We start from the raw sequence: 19,124 nt of genomic DNA on the forward strand, positions 1-19,124 counted from the left end.
GGCGGCCACCGGGACCGCCCCTTTGTTTGTCTCGCTGTCTGGTCAGGCCGCCGCGCGGCGCATGGACAGGACGCGGGCCACCGTTTCGCCCATGGCGGACGGGTTCGGCGCGATGGTGATGCCGGCGGCAGAGAGGATTTCCACCTTTTCTTGCGCGCTTTCGCCGAAGGCCGAGATGATCGCCCCGGCATGGCCCATCTTGCGGCCCTTGGGGGCGGAAAGACCGGCGATATAGGCGACGACGGGTTTCTTCATATGGTCGCGGGCATAGATCGCGGCCTCGGCCTCTTGCGGGCCGCCGATTTCGCCAATCATCATCACGGCATCCGTTTCAGGGTCCGCCTCGAAGAGTTCAAGGATGTCGCGGAAGCTGCTGCCGTTGATCGGGTCGCCCCCGATGCCGACCGAGGTGGACACGCCAATGCCCAAGGCCTTCATCTGGGACGCCGCTTCATAGCCCAGCGTGCCGGAGCGTCCCACAATCCCCACGCGACCGGGCATGTAGATATGCGGCGGCATGATGCCCATGAAGCCCTTGCCGGGTGAGATGATGCCCGCGCAGTTGGGGCCCACGAGGCGCATCTTGCGGTCGGCCTGATAGCGTTTCAGGAACCGCTTCACCTTCATCATGTCCTGCGAGGGGATGCCGTCGGTGACGCAGACGGCGGTCTTAATGCCCGCATCCGCAGCCTCCATGATCGCATCCGCCGCAAAGGGCGGGGGCACGAAGACGAGAGAGGCCTCGGCCCCCGTGGCCTCTACCGCCTCGCGCACGGTGTTGAAGAGGGGGCGGCCCAAGAGCGTCTCGCCGCCTTTGCCGGGGGTCACGCCGCCCACGACATTGGTGCCGTGCTTGATCATGTCCTCGGCATGGAACTGGCCGATGCGGCCCGACATGCCCTGCACGATGACGCGGGTCTTTTCGGTGATGAGAATGGCCATCTGCGTTCCCCCTTATGCGGCAAGTTGCTGGCGCGTGGCGACGGCCTTCATGGCAGCGTCCTCCAGCGTGTCGGCAGTGATCAACGGTAGGCCGGAAGCGTCGATGATGCGGCGGCCTTCTTCGACATTCGTGCCCGCAAGGCGGACGACGACGGGCAGCGTCAGGCCCAGTTCCCGATAGGCCAGAACCACGCCTTGGGCGACCCAGTCGCAGCGGTTGATGCCGGCGAAGATGTTCACGAGGATGACGCTGACATTACGGTCGGCCAGCACGGTGCGGAAAGCCCGCACTACCCGCTCCGGGCTGGCCCCCCCGCCGATATCGAGGAAGTTTGCAGGCTCCCCCCCGGCGAGTTTGATCATGTCCATCGTCGCCATGGCCAGACCCGCACCGTTGATGATGCAGCCGATATCGCCATCAAGGCCGACATAGGCGAGGCCGTGGTCGCCCGCCGTGCTTTCGCGGGGGTCTTCCTGGCTGCGGTCGCGGAGTTCCGCGATTTCCGGGCGGCGGAAGAGGGCATTGGTGTCGAAAGACATCTTGGCGTCGAGCGCGACAAGGTCGCCCGTGCCGGTGATGACAAGTGGATTGATCTCGACCATCATGGCGTCAAGATCGCGATAGGCGCGATAGCAGGCCTTGAGGATGGTCACCATCTGGGCGATCTGGCCGCCCTTCAACCCCAGTTGAAAGGCCAGTTCGCGGGCCTGAAATTCCGACAGGCCCACGGCGGGGTCGATCGTCATGCGGCGCAGCGAATTGGGGTCTTTTTCGGCAAGATCCTCGATCTCCATCCCACCATGGGCGGAGGCGACGATCATGATGCGTTCGGATTTCCGGTCGAGGACGAAGCCGAGATAAAGCTCTTGCTTGATGTCCGATGCGCCTTCGACCCAAAGGCGGTAGACGCCCTTGCCATTGGCGTCGGTTTGTTTGGTGACAAGCTGGCGGCCGAACAGGGTGGCGGCGAATTCCTGCACCTCGGCCTCGGACCGGCAGAGCTTTACCCCACCTGCGGCGCCCCGGCCACCGGAATGGATCTGCGCCTTGACGACCCATGCGCTGCCGCCCAATTCGCGGGCGCGGTAACCCGCCTGTTCGGGGCTATAGGCAAGGCCGCCACGCGGGACGGGCACGCCGAAGCGAGCGAGGATTTCCTTGGCCTGATATTCGTGGATGTCCATGTTCTTCCTCCCTGTTGCGGTAGGTTGATGGGCCATTGGCCCATCCGCCCCTGCGGTCACTTTCCGGCGATGGCTTCGGCAATCACCAACACGTTGCGCGCCATTTTTTCCGATGCGGCGTCGATCATCTTGCCATCAAGGCTGGCCGCGCCCTTGCCTTGGGCCTCTGCGATTTTCAGTTCCTCGATGATGCGCTGGGCCTTGGTCACTTCGGCGTCGGTCGGGCTGAACACCTCGTTCGCCATGGAAACCTGGCTTGGGTGGATCGCCCATTTCCCTTCGCAACCCAAGGCGGCTGCGCGGCGCGCGCCTTCCTTGTAACCCTCGGGGTCCGAGAAATCACCAAAGGGCCCGTCGATGGCGCGCAGGCCATAGGCGCGGCAGGCGATGACCATGCGCGAGATGGCGGCATGCCACTGGTCGCCCGGATAATGCGGGTTCAACCCGCCGATATTCGTGGTGCGGGCGCGCATGGAGGCGGCATAGTCAGCCACGCCGAAATGCAGTGCCTCAAGCCGGCCGCCGAATTGGGCGATGCTTTCGACATTGGCCATGCCAAGCGCGGTTTCAATCAGCGCCTCAAGCCCCACGCGGGTGGTGTAGCCCTTGCCCTGTTCGATCTGGTTGACCATCGCTTCGACCATGTAAAGGTCATCGCGCACCCCAACCTTGGGCACCAAAAGCGTATGGACGCGGTCGCCCGCCTGTTCCATCACATCGACCACATCGCGATACATGTAATGCGTATCAAGGCCGTTGATGCGGACCGAGACGGTCTTGCCCTTCGCGGCCCAGTCGATGTCATTCAGCGCCTGAATCGCGTTCTTGCGGGCCTGTTCCTTTTCCGGGGGCGCGACGGCATCCTCCAGATCAAGAAAGACATAATCGGCGGGGCCTTGGGCGGCCTTGTCGATCATCGTGGGGTTCGACGCCGGGACAGCGAGTTCCGATCGCTGCAGGCGTTGACGCCGCAGCGGGTACAAAGTGTGAGACATGATTTCCTCAGGGGTTATTCGGCGGCGATACGTGCGGCAGAGCGGGCGCTGCGCTGCACGGCGCGGGCGACAGGTTCGGCATACACCTCTTGTGCTGCGGCGACGCCCGATCCAAAGCGGATCTGCGCGCCAGCGGCGGCAAGGCACAGTTCCGCGATGGAAATGGCCGACAGGCACATGCCTTCGTTCAGATCGCCCAGATGGCCGATGCGGAACACCTTGCCATTCAGCGGGCCAAGCCCCGCGCCGAAAGAGCAGTTGTAGCGGTCATAGGCGATGCGGATCACGTCGCGTGCATCCACCCCTTGCGGCACGCGGATCGCGCTGACCGTGTCGGAATAGAGCGAGGGGTGTTCGGCGCAAAGTTCCATCCCCCAGGCGGCGACGGCATTGCGCACACCGGTCGCAAGGCGGCGGTGGCGGGCGAAGATGTTCTCCAGCCCCTCATCCAGCATGCGGTCCAGCGATTTGCGCAGGCCGTGGAACAGGGGAACCGGGGGGGTGTAGGGGAAATAGCCGGTGGCATTCACGCGCGCCATATCGGCAAAGTCGAAATAGGCGCGGCGCATCGTGGCGGTTTCAGACATCGCCATCGCCTTGGCCGAAACACCGATCATGCCAAGGCCCGCAGGCAGCATGAACCCCTTCTGGCTACCCGTTACGGCAAGGTCGACGCCCCATTCATCCATGCGGAAATCGATCGACCCGATCGAGGACACGCCATCCACGAACAAGAGCGCGTCGTGGAAGCTTTCGTCCAGCGCGCGGCGAACCTGCGCCACGTCCGAGGTCACGCCCGTGGCGGTTTCGTTGTGCGTCACGAAGACGGCCTTGATCTTGCCGTGGCGGTCATTGCCCAGAATACGGGCGAATTCATTGGCCGGGCAGCCCGCGCCCCATGCCAGATCGACGATTTCCACATCCAGACCCAGCTTCTGCGCCATGTCGACCCAGAGCAGGCTGAACTGCCCATGCCGTGCCATCAACACCTTGTCGCCGGGGTTGAGCGTGTTGGTGATCGCCGCTTCCCAGCAGCCGGTGCCCGATCCCGGGAACATCATCACGGTTCCGGTTTCCGTTTTGAAAACCTTTTTCATGTCGCTGAACAGGTTCATCGTCAGATCGCCGAAATCCGGGGCCCGATGGTCCTGCATGGGAACGATCATCGCCTGACGCACCGATTCCGGCACATTGGTCGGGCCGGGAATGTAAAGGTGCTGGGTTCCGGTTTTCATCGTGGTCCTCCCTGACGTTTTTCCTGTTCGCTTGGGATGACAGATGCCACTGGTTGCGATTCCGGCAAATCGAAAGCGGGTTCTGCTGTGAATGCGAGAATTTACAAACTGTGTAATTTGTAATATTGTAAACATGACGAAGCCAGGAATGTGTGCGACGGTATGCAAAAAACCTTCATCGGGCCGCATCTGCGGCGCCTCAGGATCGAGCGGGGCGAAACGCAAGGCGCGATGGCCAAGGCGCTGGGCATCAGCGCCTCTTACGTCAACCTTCTGGAAAACAATGAAAGATCGGTTTCGGTTTCCGTTCTGTTGCGGCTTTTCGATGTTTACGGCGTCGATTGGCGGGAAATCGCGGATGAGGATGGGACCAGCCAGCTCGCCGATCTGCGGGCCGTGATGCAGGACCCGCTTTTCGCCGAGACTCGGCCAGATCTTGCCCAGATGCGCGCGGCGCTGGTGCATTCGCCGGGGCTGGTGGGGTCGTTTCTGCGGCTGCACAGTGCTTATCAGGCGGCGACGGATCAGCTTTTGTCGCTGACGGAAGGGGAGGCGCCGCAAATCCTGTCAACGCCCGAGGCGGCGGTGCATAACGAGTTTCGCAAGCACCGGAACCATTTCCGCGAGTTGGAAGAGGCTGCAGAAGGCTTTTGGGGCAGCGTTTCTGTCGAACCGGATGAGATTTACGTGGCGCTGAAACGGCGGTTACGGGGGCGGGTGGGTGTCACCGTGCGGCTGGTGCGGGTGGAAGACCTGCCTGACACGCTGCGCCAATATGATGAAGCGCGGCGCGAGATATTGCTGTCCGAGGCGCTGGATCACACCAACCGCATCTTTCAGTTGGTGCATATGGCGGGGCTTTTGGAACAGCGGGCGCTGCTGGATTCCCTTGTTGCACGTTCCGGCATCACTGATCCGCGCGGGGTGGCGCGGCTGCGGGTGGAACTGGCCAATTACTTCGCCGCCGCCGTCCTGATGCCCTATGACGCCTTCATAGCCGAGGCGCGGGCCACGAAATACGACCTTGACCATATCGCCACGCGCTTTGGCGTCAGTTTCGAACAGGCCTGCCACCGTGCGACGACCTTGCAGCGTGAAGGGGCGCTGGGCGTGCCCTTCTTCTTTCTGCGGATCGACAAGGGCGGTAACGTGACCAAACGGTTCAACGCCACGGGGTTCCATCTGGCCGAACATGGCGGCGCCTGCCCGCGGCTGGACGTGCATACGTCTTTCCGCACGCCGGGGCGGATCGTGCCGCAATTCGTTGAAATGCCGGACAAATCGCAGTTCTTTGTCTTTTCGCGCACGGTGGACCGGCCCACATGGGCGCGGCATGCGCAAGACAATCGCCTTGCCGTGGCGATGGGCTGCGCGATCGAACACGCGCCTGAGATCGGCTATGCCGAGGCGTTTTCTGTGGCGGGCGCGCGCATGACGCCGGTCGGGATCAATTGCCGCATCTGCCCGCGCGCGGGTTGCGACCAGCGCGCGCATCAGGCGGTGGTCCTGTCCCAACCCGTGGATGAAAAGCGCCGGGGCGCGACGCGATTCGAAGTTTAGGCGCGCGTCACGCCGCCTTGGAATAGGTGAACCCCGCCTCGGCCATCAGTGCGTCAGAGGCGGTTTCGACCACCTGCTCCAACTCTGCCATGAAATCAGAAACGCTGCGCCCCGGCGGGATGGCGGGCAGAAACTCCACCACCGCCAGCCCCGGCTTGCGATAGATGCCATGGCGCGGCCAGAAGACGCCCACATTGGTGGCCGCCGGGATGCAGGGCTGGGTGATCTGCTGATAGAGAAGCCCCGTCCCCACCTTGTAGGGCAGTGCCGCCCCCGGCGCGACGCGGGTGCCTTGCGGATAGATGATCAACTGCCCCGGCACGGCGGACCCTGCAGCGACGGCCTTCTTCATCTCGGCAATCGCACGGCCCTTCTTGCCGCGATCGACCGGGATGCAGCCGATCCGCCATGCATAGAACCCCAAAAGGGGCGCCCATTTCAGTTCCTTTTTCATGATGAACTTCGGACGGCGCACCACTGAACAGATTAGGATGATGTCGAAGAAGCTTTGATGCTTTGAGGCGATCAGAACCTCGCCCTCTGGCACCTGTCCGCGGATTTCCGACCGCAGGCCCACCAGAAGATGCGCCGTGGCGCGCACATAGTTGCAATAGGCATGGATGCCCGCCCATGCGCCATTCCGGCTTAGAATAGCATAGGGTGCATAGGCCAAGGCATAGACCACCATCGCCAGATACATCTGGATGATGAAGATCAGAGACATCAGCCAGCGCAGAGCATAGATCATGGCAATTCCCGAAGCTTGCGGAAGGCTGCGGCCCCCGTGGCCAGCAGCGCCACCACCGCAGCCACCGGGGGTAGCAGAAGCGGCAGCAGCCATCCAGCCCCCTGAAAGCCCAAGCCTGTCAGGAAGCCCCCCGCCTCATCCACCGGGGGCAGCAGCGCGATGCCGATCATGCCCACCACAGCGCCTGCCGCCGATCCAACCAAGGCGCGCAGGGTAAAGCGGCGCACGAAGGCGGCAGCGATATAATCATCCTGCGCCCCCACCACCCTTAGCACGCGGATCACCTGCGCATTGGCCGCCAACGCCGCATTGGCCGCCAGCGTGATCATCGCGGCCATCGCCGCCCCGATCAGCGCGATGGACAGGGCCCCCAGAAGGTTTAACCGCGCCGCTGCCACCGCCAACGGGCGACGCCATCGGGTATGATCGTCCAGCACGGCACCGGGCGCCTCGGCCCGCAATCTTTGGCGCAGGCCTTCGCTGTCATAGCCTTCGGGGGTTTCCGTCACCTCGACGAGACGGGGCAGGGGCAGGGCATCCACAGGCAAGTCCGGCCCGAACCACGGCGCAAGCAATGTACGCTGTTCATCATCGCTCAGGGCGCGGGATGCGGCGATGCCGGGGGTGGTGCGCAGCACCTCCAGCACGGCGGCGGTCTGCGCCTCCATCTGGTCGGGCGGGGCGCTGATGCGGATCGTTGCCGTGCGCTGCAGGGCATCCGACCAGCGGTCGGCCAGCCGGTCAGCGGCCAAGGACAAGGCAAGGGCAAAAACGGCAAGAAAGGTCATCGCCCCGGCGGTGAATCCGGTCAACCATGCGGTATGGCCCGTCGGCGGGACCACACGGTCGGCCTGCCGGTCGGGCGTCAGGAACAGGCGGAGGCGCACGATCACAGGTCAGCCCCCGCAAGCTGGATGCGACGATTGCGGATGCGCAGCACGCGCGCCGCGACCTGATTCTTGGCGGTGCGGATCAGGTTCATGTCATGGGTGGCGACAAGGATGGTCTTGCCCATCTTGTTCAACTCTACCAGCAGGGTCAGCAGGCGCAGCGACATCTCCCAATCCAGATTGCCGGTGGGTTCATCGGCAAGGATCACATCCGGCCCCATGATGACCGCCCGCGCCAGCGCCGCGCGTTGCCGTTCCCCGCCCGACAATTGTGGCGGCAGGGCATCCGACAAGTCGGCCAGCCCGACCCAAGCCAGAAGATCGGTCAGGTCACGCGGATCTCCCGCGCGCCCCGACACGGTCAGCGGCAGGGACACATTCGCCGCCATCGGCAGATGGTCAAGGAATTGCACATCCTGATGCACCACCCCGATCCGCCGCCGCGTGCGCGCCACATCGTCGCGTGACAGGCTGCGGACATCGCGGTCGAAAATGGTCACCCGGCCCGCCGTCGCCTGCAATTCGGCATAGGCGAGTTTCAGGAAGGTTGTCTTGCCCGCACCCGAAGGCCCGGTCAAAAAATGAAAAGAACCGGGGGCAAGGCGCAGGGTGACCTCAGAAAGAAGCTCTCCCCCGCCGTAATTATAGGCGACGTTGTCAAAGGCGATCACTTGTATTCACTGCCCCATGCTTGCTGGCCCTTGCCTGCGCCCGCAGCATTGCCCAAGGTGGCGGCGGTTGCAATGCAGGCCGACTGGCAGTTGTGGTGCCGGTGGGTTGATGTCATCTTGCGGCGACGTTGGGTCATCCGGCCGGGGTCGGGCTGGCGCTGCGGCGATGGGTGAAATTGGGGTAGTGGCGAATGCGGCTGATCTGTCCGAACTGCGATGCGGAATATGAGGTGGAGGATTCCGCCATTCCGGATACTGGGCGGGACGTGCAATGTTCGAATTGCGGTCATGCCTGGTTCCAGCTTCCGCCAGAGATCGAATTGGCGCTGGAACAGGAAGAGGAACTCTTCGGTCAGGCCGCCGCCGCCGAGCCGTCCTCCGCGTCCGAGGCAGCCGTAGCCGAGGCCCCCGCGCAATCACGGGCGGATGAGGCGATGCCCCCCGCCATGGCGGCAGATGCCGCTTCGATGGTTTCTGACGCGGCTACGCCCTCTGATCCGCCCCGCCGCACGCTGGACGACAATCTCATGGCCATCCTGCGCGAAGAGGCGGAGCGTGAGGCCGCCGCCCGCCGCAGCGAAGGCAGCGTCATCGAAACGCAGCCCGATCTTGGCCTTGCTGCGCCCGCGTCCCCGCCACCGTCCCCGCCCCCTGCGCCTGTCACGGGTGGGCTGGCCGGCGCCGCGCGCCGCATCGCGCAGATGCAAGGCAAGGACCCGGATGCCCCGCCCCCTGCGCCGCCCCGCGCGGCAACGCGGCGCGATCTTCTGCCGGATATTGAAGAGATCAACTCCTCCCTCAAGGGCAATGAAATCCCGGCCCAGTTGGGCGAAGACGGGCAGGCCGTCGCTGCCGCCTCTGAGGCGCGCGGCTTCCGCAGCGGCTTTGCCTTGGCGCTGTTCATCGCCGTTGTGCTTCTGGCGGCCTATGTCGCCGCCCCTCAGATCAAGGCGCAGATCCCTGCCGTGGCAAGCAGCGTGGATGCCTATGTCGCGGCGGTCGATGGGTTGCGGCTATGGCTGGATGGGGCGATGCGCGCCGCGACCGATAGCCTGCGTGGCATGCTTGCGGCCGAGGGTGGGTCTGCGGGCGGTTGACGCCCGTCAGAACTGATCCAGCAGACGACGCAGGTAGTCCCGTTCGCTTTCGGGCCGCGCCTGTTCGCCGGAACGCCGACGGATTTCATCCAGAATATCCTGCGCGCGGCGATAAACGTCTTCGCCCTGCAACATGTTGCGATCCGATCCGATGCGCGCGGAATTGCCCGGCTCACGCCCCAGCGGATCGCGCTGCCCATTCGGATCGGCCTGGCCGAATTCCTGCCCCTGCGCGGCATCGCCCTGCTGGCGCTGTTCTTCGGCCAGCGCATCGCCGAACTGTCGCATGCCGTCGCGCATCGCCTCCATCGCCTCGGCCTGACGGTCCAGCGCGCCGGGAAGATCGCCCTCGCGCAGCGCCTCTTCGGCCTGTTCCATCGCGCGGCCTGCCCGATCCAGCTGGCGGCGGCCCTCTTCACCGGCGGCACTGCCATCGCCGGGAAGCTGACCTTCCTGCAAACGGCCCAGCCGATCGCGCAGCCCCTGCTGGCGTTCGGCAAAGCTTTGGCCCTGACCTTCGCCTTCCCCTTCGCCCTGACCTTGCTGTTGTCCGGGCTGCTGGCCGTCATTCCCTTCCTGCCCGTCTTGCAGATCGCGGAAGGCATCGTCGGAAAGGCCCTGCTGGCCGCGCAGCGTATCCTGCAATTCACGCATAGCCTGCTGGCCGGGGCCGCCTTGACCCTGACCTTGGCCTTCGCCCTGCGCCACCTGCATGTTTTCCATCAGCTGGCGCAGCATCTCCATCAATTCCTGCGCCTCGGCCATCCGGCCTTCCTCCATCAGGCGCTGCAATTCATCCAGCATCTGTTGCAGCTGGTCGCCCGACATCTCCATCCCTTCCATGTTCTGGGAAAGCTGGCTGTCGGGGTTGCGCTGGGCCTCTTCGGCCAATTCACGCATGTAATCGTTCAGCGCCTCGCGCAGTTCCTGCATAAGTTGTTCGATTTCGGACGGGTCGGCACCGTTCCGCATCGCCTCATCCAGACGATCCTGCGCGCGGCGCAGCCGTTCCATCGCGCTGGCCAGATCGCCCTCTTCGACCAGAAGGGCAATTTCCCACAATTCGGCGGCGATGGCGTCGCGGGAATCGGGGGTCAGGCTAACTGCTTGCGCCTCTAGGTCACGCATCAGAACGCGCAGGCGCAGATAGGCGCGTTGATTGCGGATCAGGTCTTCGGGGCGATGGGTGACCGCCTTCAGGATTTGCGTCGCACGGGGGGCATTGGCGCGCGTCCATAGAAGATCGCGCCGCATCTCGATCAAGGCGGCGGCCAGCGGGTCGAAGAACCGCTTGCCCGGCAGGGTGACATGGACGGGGTCGGCGCTGCCTTCCTGCCCAGCGGCATCGGCCACGGTAAAGGTCATGGCGACGGGCAGATTGGCAAAGGGATGCTGCGACAGGTCGTCAACCAAGGTTTCGGCGATCTGCGCGCGGTCGCCCGTCATGGGCATGGGCAGGTCAAGGACCACAGGCTCGCGCGCCTCTGGCTCTGCGGAAAGACCAAAGCGGCGGTCGATTGCGGGCAGGTCAAGCGCGATGCTGACGCGCCCTGAGGCCACGCCGTAATCATCGGCGGCAGCGAATTCCATGGTGAACTGGCCGTTGCCTTCGCGGTCCGCGCTGGTCGCCGGGGTCACCGAAGGGGCCATGTCGGGCGTCGCGGTGATCCGCCATGTTCGCCCACCTTCGCCACCCACCGCCACTTCGCCACTGCGTTGCAGCGTGAAGTCATGCAGCGGGTCGGATGCGGCGGGCACCTCTGTCCGGCCCGACACGGTTTCGGACAGGGTCAGATCGCCCACCTCGCCATAGAGGCGGAATTGCAGACGGGTGCCGATGGGCAGATCAAGGCTGCCTTCGGGAATGTCATTCAGGTACAGCGACGGCTTGCCTGTGTAAGCCGGCGGCTGCGCCCAGCCTTCCCATGACGGCCCTGCGGCCAATTCGTTCCCCGCTCCCGGAGCCAGCGCCTCAACCGATGTGACCCGCCAGAGCGACCCGAAGATCATCGCCATCACAAAGGCCGTCAGCGCCACATAGCGCAGGGCAAAGGGATCGCGGCGGGCAAGTTTCAGATCAGGCTCCACCGGTCGCGCGGCGGCGGCACGGGCCGCCATCCGCGCGCGGTGGGCCTGCCACACGGCCAAGGAGGCGGGGTCATTGCCGCCGATCGCCTGCGTATCGGTCAGCGCCGCGATGGGCTGGCCGGGCAGACGGCTGTCCAGCCGGATCAGCGCCTCGGTGCGCGTGGGTGCGCGAAAGGCCCGCAGCCCGCGCCAAAGCGTGGCCACCGCCGCCACAAGGGCCAGCACCAGCGAAAACCATGCCGCTTCAAGCGGAAGGTGGTCTTGCAGGCCGAAGGACAGGGCCGAAAGGGTAACCAGAAGCACGGTCCAGAACGGCCAGAAGCACCGGGTCAGCCGTTCCGCCCACAGCCCCAGCAGCGTCAGCCGCAAGGGGCGGGTAATGACCGATAATGTGCTGTCCTGATCCGTGTTCATCCGTCGGGGCCGGGCCTCTGTCGCAACTGACGCGGCCTTGCCGCCTTACAACCACGCTGGGATGGTATCTCGGTTCAGGATTTCGTCAAAGGTCGGTCTTTCCCGAATGACGGCGAAGTGATCCCCCTTCACCAGAACCTCAGGCACCAAGGGGCGCGTGTTATACTCCGACGCCATCACCGCGCCATAGGCCCCGGCCGAGCGGAAGGCGATCAGATCGCCTTCGCCCACGGCGGGCATCTCGCGCGCCTTGGCAAAGGTATCGCCTGTCTCGCAGACCGGACCCACCACATCAAAGGGCTGCACGGGGACGGCGGGGGCGGGTTCGATGACAGGGACGATGTCATGATGCGCGCCATACATGGACGGGCGCACCAGATCGTTCATCGCAGCGTCAAGGATCAGGAAATCCCGCCCCTCGCCCTTTTTCACATAGATCACCGAGGTGACCAGAAGCCCCGCATTGCCGGAAATCAGGCGGCCGGGTTCAATCTCAACCTCGCAGCCCAGATCGCCGACCGTTCGCTTGATCAGCGCACCGTAATCGGTGGGCAAGGGCGGGGCCTCGTTCGACCGCGTGTAAGGAATCCCAAGACCGCCCCCCAGATCGAGGCGGCGGATGTCATGCCCTTCGGCCCGCAGGCGATGGGTCAGGTCGGCCACCTTGAGATAGGCCTGCTCAAAGGGTTCCAACTCGGTCAGCTGGCTGCCGATATGGACATCGATGCCGACCACGTCGATTCCCGGCAGGGCTGCCGCCTCGGCATAGACTTCGGAGGCGCGGGCGATGGGGATGCCGAATTTGTTTTCCTTCTTGCCTGTCGCGATCTTTTCATGCGTGCGGGCATCCACATCCGGGTTGACGCGGATGGTGATCGGCGCGGTCACGCCCAGCGATGCCGCCACCTCGGACAGGGCGCGCAATTCCGGTTCGCTTTCCACGTTGAACTGCCGGATGCCACCCGTCAGGGCCAACCGCATCTCTTCGCGCGTCTTGCCGACGCCGGAAAAGACGATCCGATCCCCCGGCACGCCCGCCGCCCGGGCGCGGCGATATTCCCCGCCCGACACCACATCCATGCCCGCGCCCAGATCCCCCAGCAGTTTCAGCACAGCCACATTGGACAAGGACTTGATGGCAAAGCAGACAAGATGGGGCAGGGGCGAAAGCGCCTCGGTGAAGAGGTGGTAATGCCGTGTCAGGGTGGCGGCGGAATAGACATAGAAAGGCGTGCCCACCTGCGCCGCGATATCGGCGATCGGCACATCCTCGGCATGCAGGGCACCGTTGCGATACAGGAAATGGTCCATCCCTAGGCCCCTGCGGAAAAACTGATCTCGCCCGTTGCTATAGCAGACCCGACAGGGGGCGCAATTCGCCCCGTCTCAGCCCGCGCGGCGCAGCAACAGATAAAGCGGCAGTCCACAGCTGACCCCGATACAGAAGGTGGCCGGTATCGCCACCAACCCGCGCCAATTGCGCTGCGCGATGGTCTCTACCAGCACCCAGACGGTCAGGGTCACTGCCGCGATGGTCAGATCCCATGTCAGCCCGGTGGTGGAGGCATTGACATACCAAGCATCGATCAACCCCGAAAGGCCCGTGCCGGTTTCCTGCATATAGGTGACGAACCAATACATGGGATGCACCGCACCCCAGATGGCCAAGGCAAGCCAGACCCAACGCATCGGTGTCATCCGTTGCCCCCCACCACGCCGATCTGCGCCTGACCCGATATGGTCACGGCGGGTGGCGGCGGTTCGGCAGGCACTTGCGACGGCGGGATCGGCGGGCCATCGACACCGCAGGCAGCAAGAAGGGCAAGCGAGGCAAAGGCGAAAAGGCGCGTCATGGCTTTCCCTTCTCCGTGTCGTTTCGCGTTATGTTCAAGGCGCATAGCTGATACGTCCCCCTGCCAGCCCAGCGGAAACGGAAGGCCGCACCGACAGCCCATCCGCGCCAAGACTTAGCCCGGCATTCAGGCGCGGCGAGGAACAGGCGCAAAGGGCGATCAGGGCGAAAAGGGCAAAGGGGCGGGTCATCCGGGCAACCTGTCAAAAGGATCGATCACGGTGATGCCAAGGACCGGGTCCTCGGCCCGCAGGTCGGTGCCAAAAGTGCTCCGATCCCCCAAGGGAACGGTCAGGTTCGGCACCCGTGCCTCGGCACAGGCGGCAAGCGCGAGAAGAGGCATCAGGCCTGCGGCAAGGACTTGGCGTGTGATCATGCGCGCCACTGTTCCTCAACCATGGCACAGAGGCAAGGCTGGCCTTGCCCACCCCGGCTGATCACCCCAGACGCGCCTTCCAATCGGCGATGCGCGCGCGCACCTGATCGGGTGCCGTGCCGCCATAAGACTTGCGCGACCGGACCGAGTTTTCCACCCCCAGCACGTCAAAGACATCGGCGCGGATGCCGGGATGGACGGCCTGCATCTCGGCCAAGGTCAGGTCGGGCAGGTCGCAGCCCTTCGCCTCGGCCCGGGCGACGAGGGTGCCCGTCACATGATGCGCTTCGCGGAAGGGCAGGCCAAGTTCGCGCACCAGCCAATCGGCAAGATCGGTGGCGGTCGAAAAGCCAGATGCCGCCGCCTGCGCCAGAACATCCCGGTTCGCGGTCATGTCCGACACCATCCCCGTCATCGCGGCAAGGGCCAGCATCAGCGTATCGGCCGCGTCAAAAACCTGTTCCTTATCTTCCTGCATATCCTTGGAATAGGTCAGCGCCAGCCCCTTCATCACGGTGAACAGGGCCACCGTCGCCCCCATGATGCGCCCCAGCTTGGCCCGCAAAAGTTCCGCCGCATCGGGGTTCTTTTTCTGCGGCATGATCGAGGACCCGGTGGTCCAGCGATCCGAAAGCCGCACGAAACGGAACTGCGCGCTGGACCAGATCACCAATTCCTCGGCAAAGCGCGACAGGTGCATGGCGCAGATGCTGCTGGCGGCAAGGAATTCCAAGGCAAAGTCGCGGTCGCTGACAGAATCAAGGCTATTCGCTGTGGGCCGGTCAAAGCCCAAGGCGCGCGCCGTCATATGCCGGTCGATGGGGAAAGAGGTGCCCGCCAGCGCCGCCGCGCCCAAGGGGCATTCGTTCATCCGCGCGCGGGCGTCGATGAATCGGCCCCGGTCGCGCGCCAGCATTTCGACATAGGCCATCATGTGATGGCCCCATGTCACCGGCTGTGCCGTTTGCAAATGGGTGAAGCCGGGCATGACCCAATCCGCCCCCGCCTCGGCCTGCGCGAGAAAGGCGCGGATCAGCGCCTCAAGCCCCGCGATGGCGGCATCGCATTGATCGCGCACCCAAAGACGGAAATCCACCGCCACCTGATCGTTGCGCGACCGGGCGGTGTGCAGGCGACCTGCGGGTTCGCCGATGATCTCTTTCAGTCGGGCTTCCACATTCATGTGGATGTCTTCCAACTCCGTGCGGAAGGGGAAGGCACCCGTTTCAATCTCTGACAAGACCGTGAGAAGGCCTTCCCCGATCGCCTCGGCATCCTTATTGGTCAAGATGCCTGTCGCGGCGAGCATCGCCGCATGGGCGCGTGACCCTGCGATGTCCTGCGCGTAAAGCCGTTTGTCAAAACCGATGGAGGCGTTGATCGCCGTCATGATGGCATCCGGACCTTCGGCAAAGCGCCCGCCCCACATCTGGTTGGCGGTGCGGGACGGATCGGGACTGGACATGGCGGCGGCCTTCGGAGGGATGATGCTGCGGAAAATTCTGGCCGTCCTCTACACGGCCTTGGCCATCGGTGCAAATGCGGCCCTTGCGGGGCCTGCTTTGGCTGGGGATGTCGCGGACCTGCGCGAAGGCGATATGAAGAAACTGGCGCTACATGCCGAACCCGTGGCGGTGCCGGACGGGGTGTTTCTGGATGCCGCCGATGCCGAAGTGCCGCTTGCGCAATGGCGCGGGCAATGGGTGGTTCTGAATTTCTGGGCCACATGGTGCGCGCCCTGCCGGAAAGAGATGCCCTCGCTTCTGCGCCTGCAACAGGCGATGCCCGAGATCGCGGTCCTGCCCGTGGCAACAGGGCGCAATGCGGTGGAAGGGATCGAACGGTTCTACGAAGAGGCTGGCGTGCAGGCCCTGCCCATCCTGCGCGACCCGCGCAGCGATTTCGCCCGGCCAATGGCAGTGATGGGCCTGCCGGTGACGGTGATCCTGAACCCGGAAGGACAGGAAGTGGGCCGCCTGATCGGTGACGCCGAATGGGACAGCGCCCATGCCCAGACCATCATCCGTGCCTTGATGGCCGGAAACGCTCAATAAGAAAGTGATCGGCACGCGCCGGGCGGGGCGCCCGCCGCGCATTCCTTTTTCTCGCGGCGCCGCCTTCGGCTTTGCCGCGGGTGAGGGGGGCCAGCCCCCCGGCACGGCCCGCCTGCGCGGGCCGCACCTCCCCCCGGAGTATTTTTCGCCAAGATGAAGATCAGCCCCCCTCGCCCAAGGCACGGATGCGGGCATGGGCGGGGCAGGTGGTGAGGTGGTCGTTCACCAGCCCCGCGGCCTGCAGGAAGGCATAGGTGATGGTGGGGCCGCAGAAGGTGAATCCATCGGCCTTCAGCTGTTTCGAGATGGTCTTTGACAGCGGGGTTTCATTCGGCACCTCGGCCATGCTGCGGGCGTTGGTCTGGTGCGGGCGGCCATCGAGATGTTTCCAGAGAGAGGCGGAAAAACCTTCGCGTTCTTCCACCGCCAAAAAAGCGCGGGCCGAGCGGATCGTGCCTTCGATCTTGCCGCGATGGCGCACGATGCCGGGATCGGCCATCAGGCGGGTGACATCGCCGTCGCCCCAAAGGGCGATGGTCGCGGGGTCGAAGCCGGCAAAGGCGGTGCGAAAATTATCGCGCTTTTTCAGGATTGTGATCCAGCTAAGCCCAGCCTGAAACCCTTCTAGGATCAGCTTTTCCCAAAGCGCGCGGGGATCGCGTTCGGGAATGCCCCATTCTTCATCGTGATAGGCGACATAAAGCGGATCGGTTCCGCACCATGGGCAGCGATCCTGCATCCCTGTCATCCCTTTTGGCCTGCCTTCGGCTTTACCCGATCTTTACGGGGATTGGGGCAGGCTGGCCAGCGGTTAGGACCTTCATGGGGTGCAGGGGGCACGAAAGATGGAAGACGGGCTGGGAAGCCCGCTCTCGGCCGCGATTGCCGAAAGCGAGGCCCGCATCTTGGACCGGGTGGCAGAGGCAGTGCGCCAGCGTCGCCTGCGACTGGCCTATCAGCCGGTGGTCTTGGCGCGCAATCCACAGCGGATCGGGTTCCATGAGGGGCTGATCCGGCTGCTCGATCCCGGTGGGCAGGTCATCCCCGCGCGCGATTTCATCCGGGCAGTGGAGCCGCACAGACTGGGCCGCGAGATCGATTGTGCTGCTCTGGCCATCGGTCTGGATGCGTTGATCCGCCATCCCAGCCTGCGCCTGTCGATCAATATGTCGGCGCGTTCTGTGGGTTGGCCAAGTTGGCTGCGCCTGTTGCGGGTGGGTCTTTCCCGTACGCCGGGACTCGGGGATCGCTTGATCCTTGAGATCAGTGAAGCCAGTGCGATGACGGTGCCTGAGCTTCTGACCCCGCTGATGGAAGAGTTGCGACCCAAGGGAATCGCCTTCGCGCTGGATGGTTTCGGGGCCGGGGCCATGCATCTGCGCCACCTGCGCGACCTGCAATTCGATCTGATGAAGATCGACGCCGGGTTTACCCGCGATGTCGCCGCGCAGCCCGACAATCAGGTCATGATTTCGGCCTCCCGCGCGTTGGCGCGCGAGTTTGACATGCTGACCGTGGCGCAAGGCGTGGAAACGGCGGCCGAGGCGGATTGTCTGGCCGCCTTGGGCGTGGATTGCCTGCAAGGCCATCATCTGGGTGTGCCGAAACTTTATCCCCACGGGCTGTGACCCTGCGCCCGCCACCGCAGCCATGCCCCTGCGTCAATCTGCTTGGGCAATAATGTTGCTTTTGTTCCCCCCGCCGTCTAGGCCATGCTGCAAGGCGGCAGGGTCGCGTGGACCCTGCCCGGTGTGGGAAAGAGAGGACCAGCCATGACCAATGTCGTCATCGTTTCCGCGGCCCGGACGGCCGTCGGCAGCTTCAACGGTGCCTTCGCCAATACCCCGGCGCATGACCTTGGCGCCGCGGTGATTGAGGCCGTGGTGGCCCGTGCCGGCATCGACAAGGCCGAGGTGGAGGAGACGATCCTCGGTCAGGTTCTGACCGCAGGGCAGGGCCAGAACCCCGCCCGTCAGGCGCATATCAAGGCCGGCCTGCAGAAAGAGGCCAGCGCCTGGTCGCTCAATCAGGTGTGCGGGTCGGGCCTGCGGGCGGTGGCGCTGGGCGCGCAGCATGTGCAGCTGGGCGATGCGCGGATCGTGGTTGCGGGCGGGCAGGAAAGCATGTCGCTCTCGCCCCATGTCGCGCATATGCGCGCCGGCACCAAGATGGGCGATATGAAGTTCATCGATTCGATGATCAAGGACGGGCTGTGGGATGCCTTCAACGGCTATCACATGGGCCAGACGGCCGAGAATGTCGCCGCGCAATGGCAGATTTCGCGCGACATGCAGGACGAATTCGCGCTGGCCAGCCAGAACAAGGCCGAAGCTGCGCAAAAGGCCGGGAAGTTCAAGGATGAGGTGATCCCCTTCACCATCTCTACCCGCAAGGGCGACATCACGGTGGATGCGGACGAATATATCCGCCATGGCGCGACGCTGGAATCGATGCAGAAACTGAAACCCGCCTTCACCAAGGACGGGTCGGTGACGGCGGGCAATGCCTCGGGCCTGAATGATGGCGCGGCGGCGGTTCTGATCATGTCGGCGGAAGAGGCGGAAAAGCGCGGCCTTACGCCGCTGGCCCGCATCGCGTCCTATGCGACGGCGGGGCTTGATCCGTCGATCATGGGCGTGGGCCCGATCCATGCCAGCCGCAAGGCGCTGACCAAGGCGGGCTGGAAGGTCGGCGACCTTGATCTTGTCGAGGCGAATGAGGCTTTTGCCGCACAGGCCTGTGCGGTGAACAAGGATATGGGCTGGGACCCGTCCATCGTGAACGTGAACGGCGGCGCCATCGCCATCGGCCACCCGATCGGGGCCTCGGGTTGCCGTATCCTGAACACGCTTCTCTTTGAAATGGCGCGGCGCGATGCCAAGCGCGGCCTTGCCACGCTCTGCATCGGCGGCGGCATGGGCGTCGCCATGTGCCTTGAGCGTGCCTAAGGACAGAATGCTGCGGCCACATTGCCGCAGGTGCAAAATGGGCGCGCAATAATGTTGCGCGCCCTTCTT

The 19,124-nt window shown here is 64.3% G+C and carries 20 protein-coding genes; 5 read left to right on the forward strand and 15 right to left on the reverse strand.

All coding sequences use genetic code 11. The features are described from left to right. Positions 1-42 precede the first annotated feature (42 nt). The 4 genes from sucD to QF092_RS14525 are packed head-to-tail and all read right to left on the reverse strand — an operon-like array spanning position 43 to position 4,357. Positions 43-942 carry a succinate--CoA ligase subunit alpha gene (gene sucD, locus QF092_RS14510; protein ID WP_281464862.1) on the reverse strand — a complete coding sequence of 300 codons (900 nt, stop codon included), beginning with the start codon at positions 940-942 and terminating at the stop codon, positions 43-45. A 12-nt stretch (positions 943-954) separates the two neighbouring features. Continuing rightward, positions 955-2,127 (reverse strand): malate--CoA ligase subunit beta, encoded by a 1,173-nt coding sequence (locus QF092_RS14515; protein ID WP_281464864.1) that lies wholly within the window; start codon positions 2,125-2,127, stop codon positions 955-957. Between the two features lie 56 nt (positions 2,128-2,183). Then, the gene (locus QF092_RS14520) at positions 2,184-3,122 is read right to left on the reverse strand and encodes an HpcH/HpaI aldolase/citrate lyase family protein (protein WP_281464866.1); all 939 of its coding nucleotides are present in this window, start codon (positions 3,120-3,122) and stop codon (positions 2,184-2,186) included. A 14-nt stretch (positions 3,123-3,136) separates the two neighbouring features. Continuing rightward, the gene (locus tag QF092_RS14525) at positions 3,137-4,357 is read right to left on the reverse strand and encodes a pyridoxal-phosphate-dependent aminotransferase family protein (protein ID WP_281464868.1); all 1,221 of its coding nucleotides are present in this window, start codon (positions 4,355-4,357) and stop codon (positions 3,137-3,139) included. A 162-nt stretch (positions 4,358-4,519) separates the two neighbouring features. On the opposite strand from QF092_RS14525, the gene QF092_RS14530 reads away from it, so the two are divergent. Next, positions 4,520-5,917 carry a helix-turn-helix domain-containing protein gene (locus QF092_RS14530; RefSeq protein ID WP_281464870.1) on the forward strand — a complete coding sequence of 466 codons (1,398 nt, stop codon included), beginning with the start codon at positions 4,520-4,522 and terminating at the stop codon, positions 5,915-5,917. 7 nt (positions 5,918-5,924) lie between these two features. Here the strand turns inward: QF092_RS14530 and QF092_RS14535 are convergent, their stop codons facing one another. The 3 genes from QF092_RS14535 to QF092_RS14545 are packed head-to-tail and all read right to left on the reverse strand — an operon-like array spanning position 5,925 to position 8,226. Next, the gene (locus QF092_RS14535; protein WP_281464872.1) at positions 5,925-6,665 is read right to left on the reverse strand and encodes a lysophospholipid acyltransferase family protein; all 741 of its coding nucleotides are present in this window, start codon (positions 6,663-6,665) and stop codon (positions 5,925-5,927) included. Further along, a complete protein-coding gene (locus tag QF092_RS14540) occupies positions 6,662-7,558 on the reverse strand; it encodes a cell division protein FtsX (RefSeq protein WP_281464874.1) in 897 nt (298 codons plus the stop codon). Before QF092_RS14540 ends, QF092_RS14535 begins: the two co-directional genes overlap by 4 nt. Beyond that, positions 7,555-8,226 (reverse strand): cell division ATP-binding protein FtsE, encoded by a 672-nt coding sequence (locus QF092_RS14545; protein ID WP_281464876.1) that lies wholly within the window; start codon positions 8,224-8,226, stop codon positions 7,555-7,557. Before QF092_RS14545 ends, QF092_RS14540 begins: the two co-directional genes overlap by 4 nt. Positions 8,227-8,417: 191 nt before the next feature. Between QF092_RS14545 and QF092_RS14550 the strand changes: the two genes are divergently transcribed. Then, on the forward strand, positions 8,418-9,323 hold the full coding sequence (locus QF092_RS14550; RefSeq protein ID WP_281464878.1) for a zinc-ribbon domain-containing protein: 906 nt from the start codon (positions 8,418-8,420) through the stop codon (positions 9,321-9,323). 6 nt (positions 9,324-9,329) lie between these two features. On the opposite strand, the gene QF092_RS14555 is transcribed toward QF092_RS14550, so the two are convergent. From QF092_RS14555 to argH, 7 genes are all read right to left on the reverse strand, one after another. Beyond that, entirely contained in the window at positions 9,330-11,825 is a 2,496-nt protein-coding gene (locus QF092_RS14555) for a TIGR02302 family protein (protein ID WP_281464880.1), read from the reverse strand. Positions 11,826-11,870: 45 nt separating this feature from the next. After that, positions 11,871-13,136, reverse strand: a complete 1,266-nt coding sequence (gene lysA / locus QF092_RS14560; protein WP_281464882.1) for a diaminopimelate decarboxylase — start codon at positions 13,134-13,136, stop codon at positions 11,871-11,873. A 75-nt stretch (positions 13,137-13,211) separates the two neighbouring features. Continuing rightward, complete coding sequence (locus QF092_RS14565) at positions 13,212-13,523, reverse strand: DUF2834 domain-containing protein (RefSeq protein ID WP_281464884.1); 312 nt, start codon at positions 13,521-13,523, stop codon at positions 13,212-13,214. Further along, entirely contained in the window at positions 13,520-13,678 is a 159-nt protein-coding gene (locus QF092_RS14570) for a lipoprotein (protein ID WP_281464886.1), read from the reverse strand. Before QF092_RS14570 ends, QF092_RS14565 begins: the two co-directional genes overlap by 4 nt. A gap of 34 nt (positions 13,679-13,712) precedes the next feature. Then, complete coding sequence (locus QF092_RS14575; protein WP_281464889.1) at positions 13,713-13,868, reverse strand: hypothetical protein; 156 nt, start codon at positions 13,866-13,868, stop codon at positions 13,713-13,715. Further along, entirely contained in the window at positions 13,865-14,053 is a 189-nt protein-coding gene (locus QF092_RS14580) for a hypothetical protein (RefSeq protein WP_281464891.1), read from the reverse strand. Before QF092_RS14580 ends, QF092_RS14575 begins: the two co-directional genes overlap by 4 nt. A 61-nt stretch (positions 14,054-14,114) precedes the next feature. After that, positions 14,115-15,518, reverse strand: coding sequence for an argininosuccinate lyase (gene argH, locus QF092_RS14585; protein ID WP_281464893.1), 1,404 nt, complete (start codon positions 15,516-15,518; stop codon positions 14,115-14,117). Positions 15,519-15,540: 22 nt separating this feature from the next. On the opposite strand from argH, the gene QF092_RS14590 reads away from it, so the two are divergent. Continuing rightward, positions 15,541-16,107, forward strand: coding sequence for a TlpA family protein disulfide reductase (locus tag QF092_RS14590; RefSeq protein WP_281470020.1), 567 nt, complete (start codon positions 15,541-15,543; stop codon positions 16,105-16,107). Positions 16,108-16,267: 160 nt separating this feature from the next. On the opposite strand, the gene QF092_RS14595 is transcribed toward QF092_RS14590, so the two are convergent. Further along, on the reverse strand, positions 16,268-16,846 hold the full coding sequence (locus QF092_RS14595) for a DNA-3-methyladenine glycosylase I (RefSeq protein WP_281470022.1): 579 nt from the start codon (positions 16,844-16,846) through the stop codon (positions 16,268-16,270). Positions 16,847-16,952: 106 nt separating this feature from the next. On the opposite strand from QF092_RS14595, the gene QF092_RS14600 reads away from it, so the two are divergent. Next, positions 16,953-17,735 carry an EAL domain-containing protein gene (locus tag QF092_RS14600; RefSeq protein ID WP_281464894.1) on the forward strand — a complete coding sequence of 261 codons (783 nt, stop codon included), beginning with the start codon at positions 16,953-16,955 and terminating at the stop codon, positions 17,733-17,735. Between the two features lie 144 nt (positions 17,736-17,879). Further along, a complete protein-coding gene (locus tag QF092_RS14605) occupies positions 17,880-19,055 on the forward strand; it encodes an acetyl-CoA C-acetyltransferase (protein ID WP_281464896.1) in 1,176 nt (391 codons plus the stop codon). Positions 19,056-19,124 lie beyond the last annotated feature (69 nt).

It is taken from the genome of Fuscovulum ytuae (assembly GCF_029953595.1).
GTDB lineage: Bacteria > Pseudomonadota > Alphaproteobacteria > Rhodobacterales > Rhodobacteraceae > Paragemmobacter > Paragemmobacter ytuae.

What these genes read in the sequence shown, in the direction of transcription:
- QF092_RS14565 (WP_281464884.1), bottom strand. Translation starts at nt 13,523, where the DNA reads ATGACACCGATGCGTTGGGTCTGGCTTGCCTTGGCCATCTGGGGTGCG.
- QF092_RS14570 (WP_281464886.1), bottom strand. Translation starts at nt 13,678, where the DNA reads ATGACGCGCCTTTTCGCCTTTGCCTCGCTTGCCCTTCTTGCTGCCTGC.
- QF092_RS14580 (WP_281464891.1), bottom strand. Translation starts at nt 14,053, where the DNA reads ATGATCACACGCCAAGTCCTTGCCGCAGGCCTGATGCCTCTTCTCGCG.
- QF092_RS14530 (WP_281464870.1), top strand. Translation starts at nt 4,520, where the DNA reads ATGCAAAAAACCTTCATCGGGCCGCATCTGCGGCGCCTCAGGATCGAG.
- QF092_RS14550 (WP_281464878.1), top strand. Translation starts at nt 8,418, where the DNA reads ATGCGGCTGATCTGTCCGAACTGCGATGCGGAATATGAGGTGGAGGAT.
- QF092_RS14515 (WP_281464864.1), bottom strand. Translation starts at nt 2,127, where the DNA reads ATGGACATCCACGAATATCAGGCCAAGGAAATCCTCGCTCGCTTCGGC.
- QF092_RS14520 (WP_281464866.1), bottom strand. Translation starts at nt 3,122, where the DNA reads ATGTCTCACACTTTGTACCCGCTGCGGCGTCAACGCCTGCAGCGATCG.
- QF092_RS14525 (WP_281464868.1), bottom strand. Translation starts at nt 4,357, where the DNA reads ATGAAAACCGGAACCCAGCACCTTTACATTCCCGGCCCGACCAATGTG.
- QF092_RS14595 (WP_281470022.1), bottom strand. Translation starts at nt 16,846, where the DNA reads ATGCAGGATCGCTGCCCATGGTGCGGAACCGATCCGCTTTATGTCGCC.
- argH (WP_281464893.1), bottom strand. Translation starts at nt 15,518, where the DNA reads ATGTCCAGTCCCGATCCGTCCCGCACCGCCAACCAGATGTGGGGCGGG.
- QF092_RS14555 (WP_281464880.1), bottom strand. Translation starts at nt 11,825, where the DNA reads ATGAACACGGATCAGGACAGCACATTATCGGTCATTACCCGCCCCTTG.
- QF092_RS14575 (WP_281464889.1), bottom strand. Translation starts at nt 13,868, where the DNA reads ATGACCCGCCCCTTTGCCCTTTTCGCCCTGATCGCCCTTTGCGCCTGT.
- QF092_RS14590 (WP_281470020.1), top strand. Translation starts at nt 15,541, where the DNA reads ATGCTGCGGAAAATTCTGGCCGTCCTCTACACGGCCTTGGCCATCGGT.
- QF092_RS14535 (WP_281464872.1), bottom strand. Translation starts at nt 6,665, where the DNA reads ATGATCTATGCTCTGCGCTGGCTGATGTCTCTGATCTTCATCATCCAG.
- QF092_RS14600 (WP_281464894.1), top strand. Translation starts at nt 16,953, where the DNA reads ATGGAAGACGGGCTGGGAAGCCCGCTCTCGGCCGCGATTGCCGAAAGC.
- lysA (WP_281464882.1), bottom strand. Translation starts at nt 13,136, where the DNA reads ATGGACCATTTCCTGTATCGCAACGGTGCCCTGCATGCCGAGGATGTG.
- sucD (WP_281464862.1), bottom strand. Translation starts at nt 942, where the DNA reads ATGGCCATTCTCATCACCGAAAAGACCCGCGTCATCGTGCAGGGCATG.
- QF092_RS14605 (WP_281464896.1), top strand. Translation starts at nt 17,880, where the DNA reads ATGACCAATGTCGTCATCGTTTCCGCGGCCCGGACGGCCGTCGGCAGC.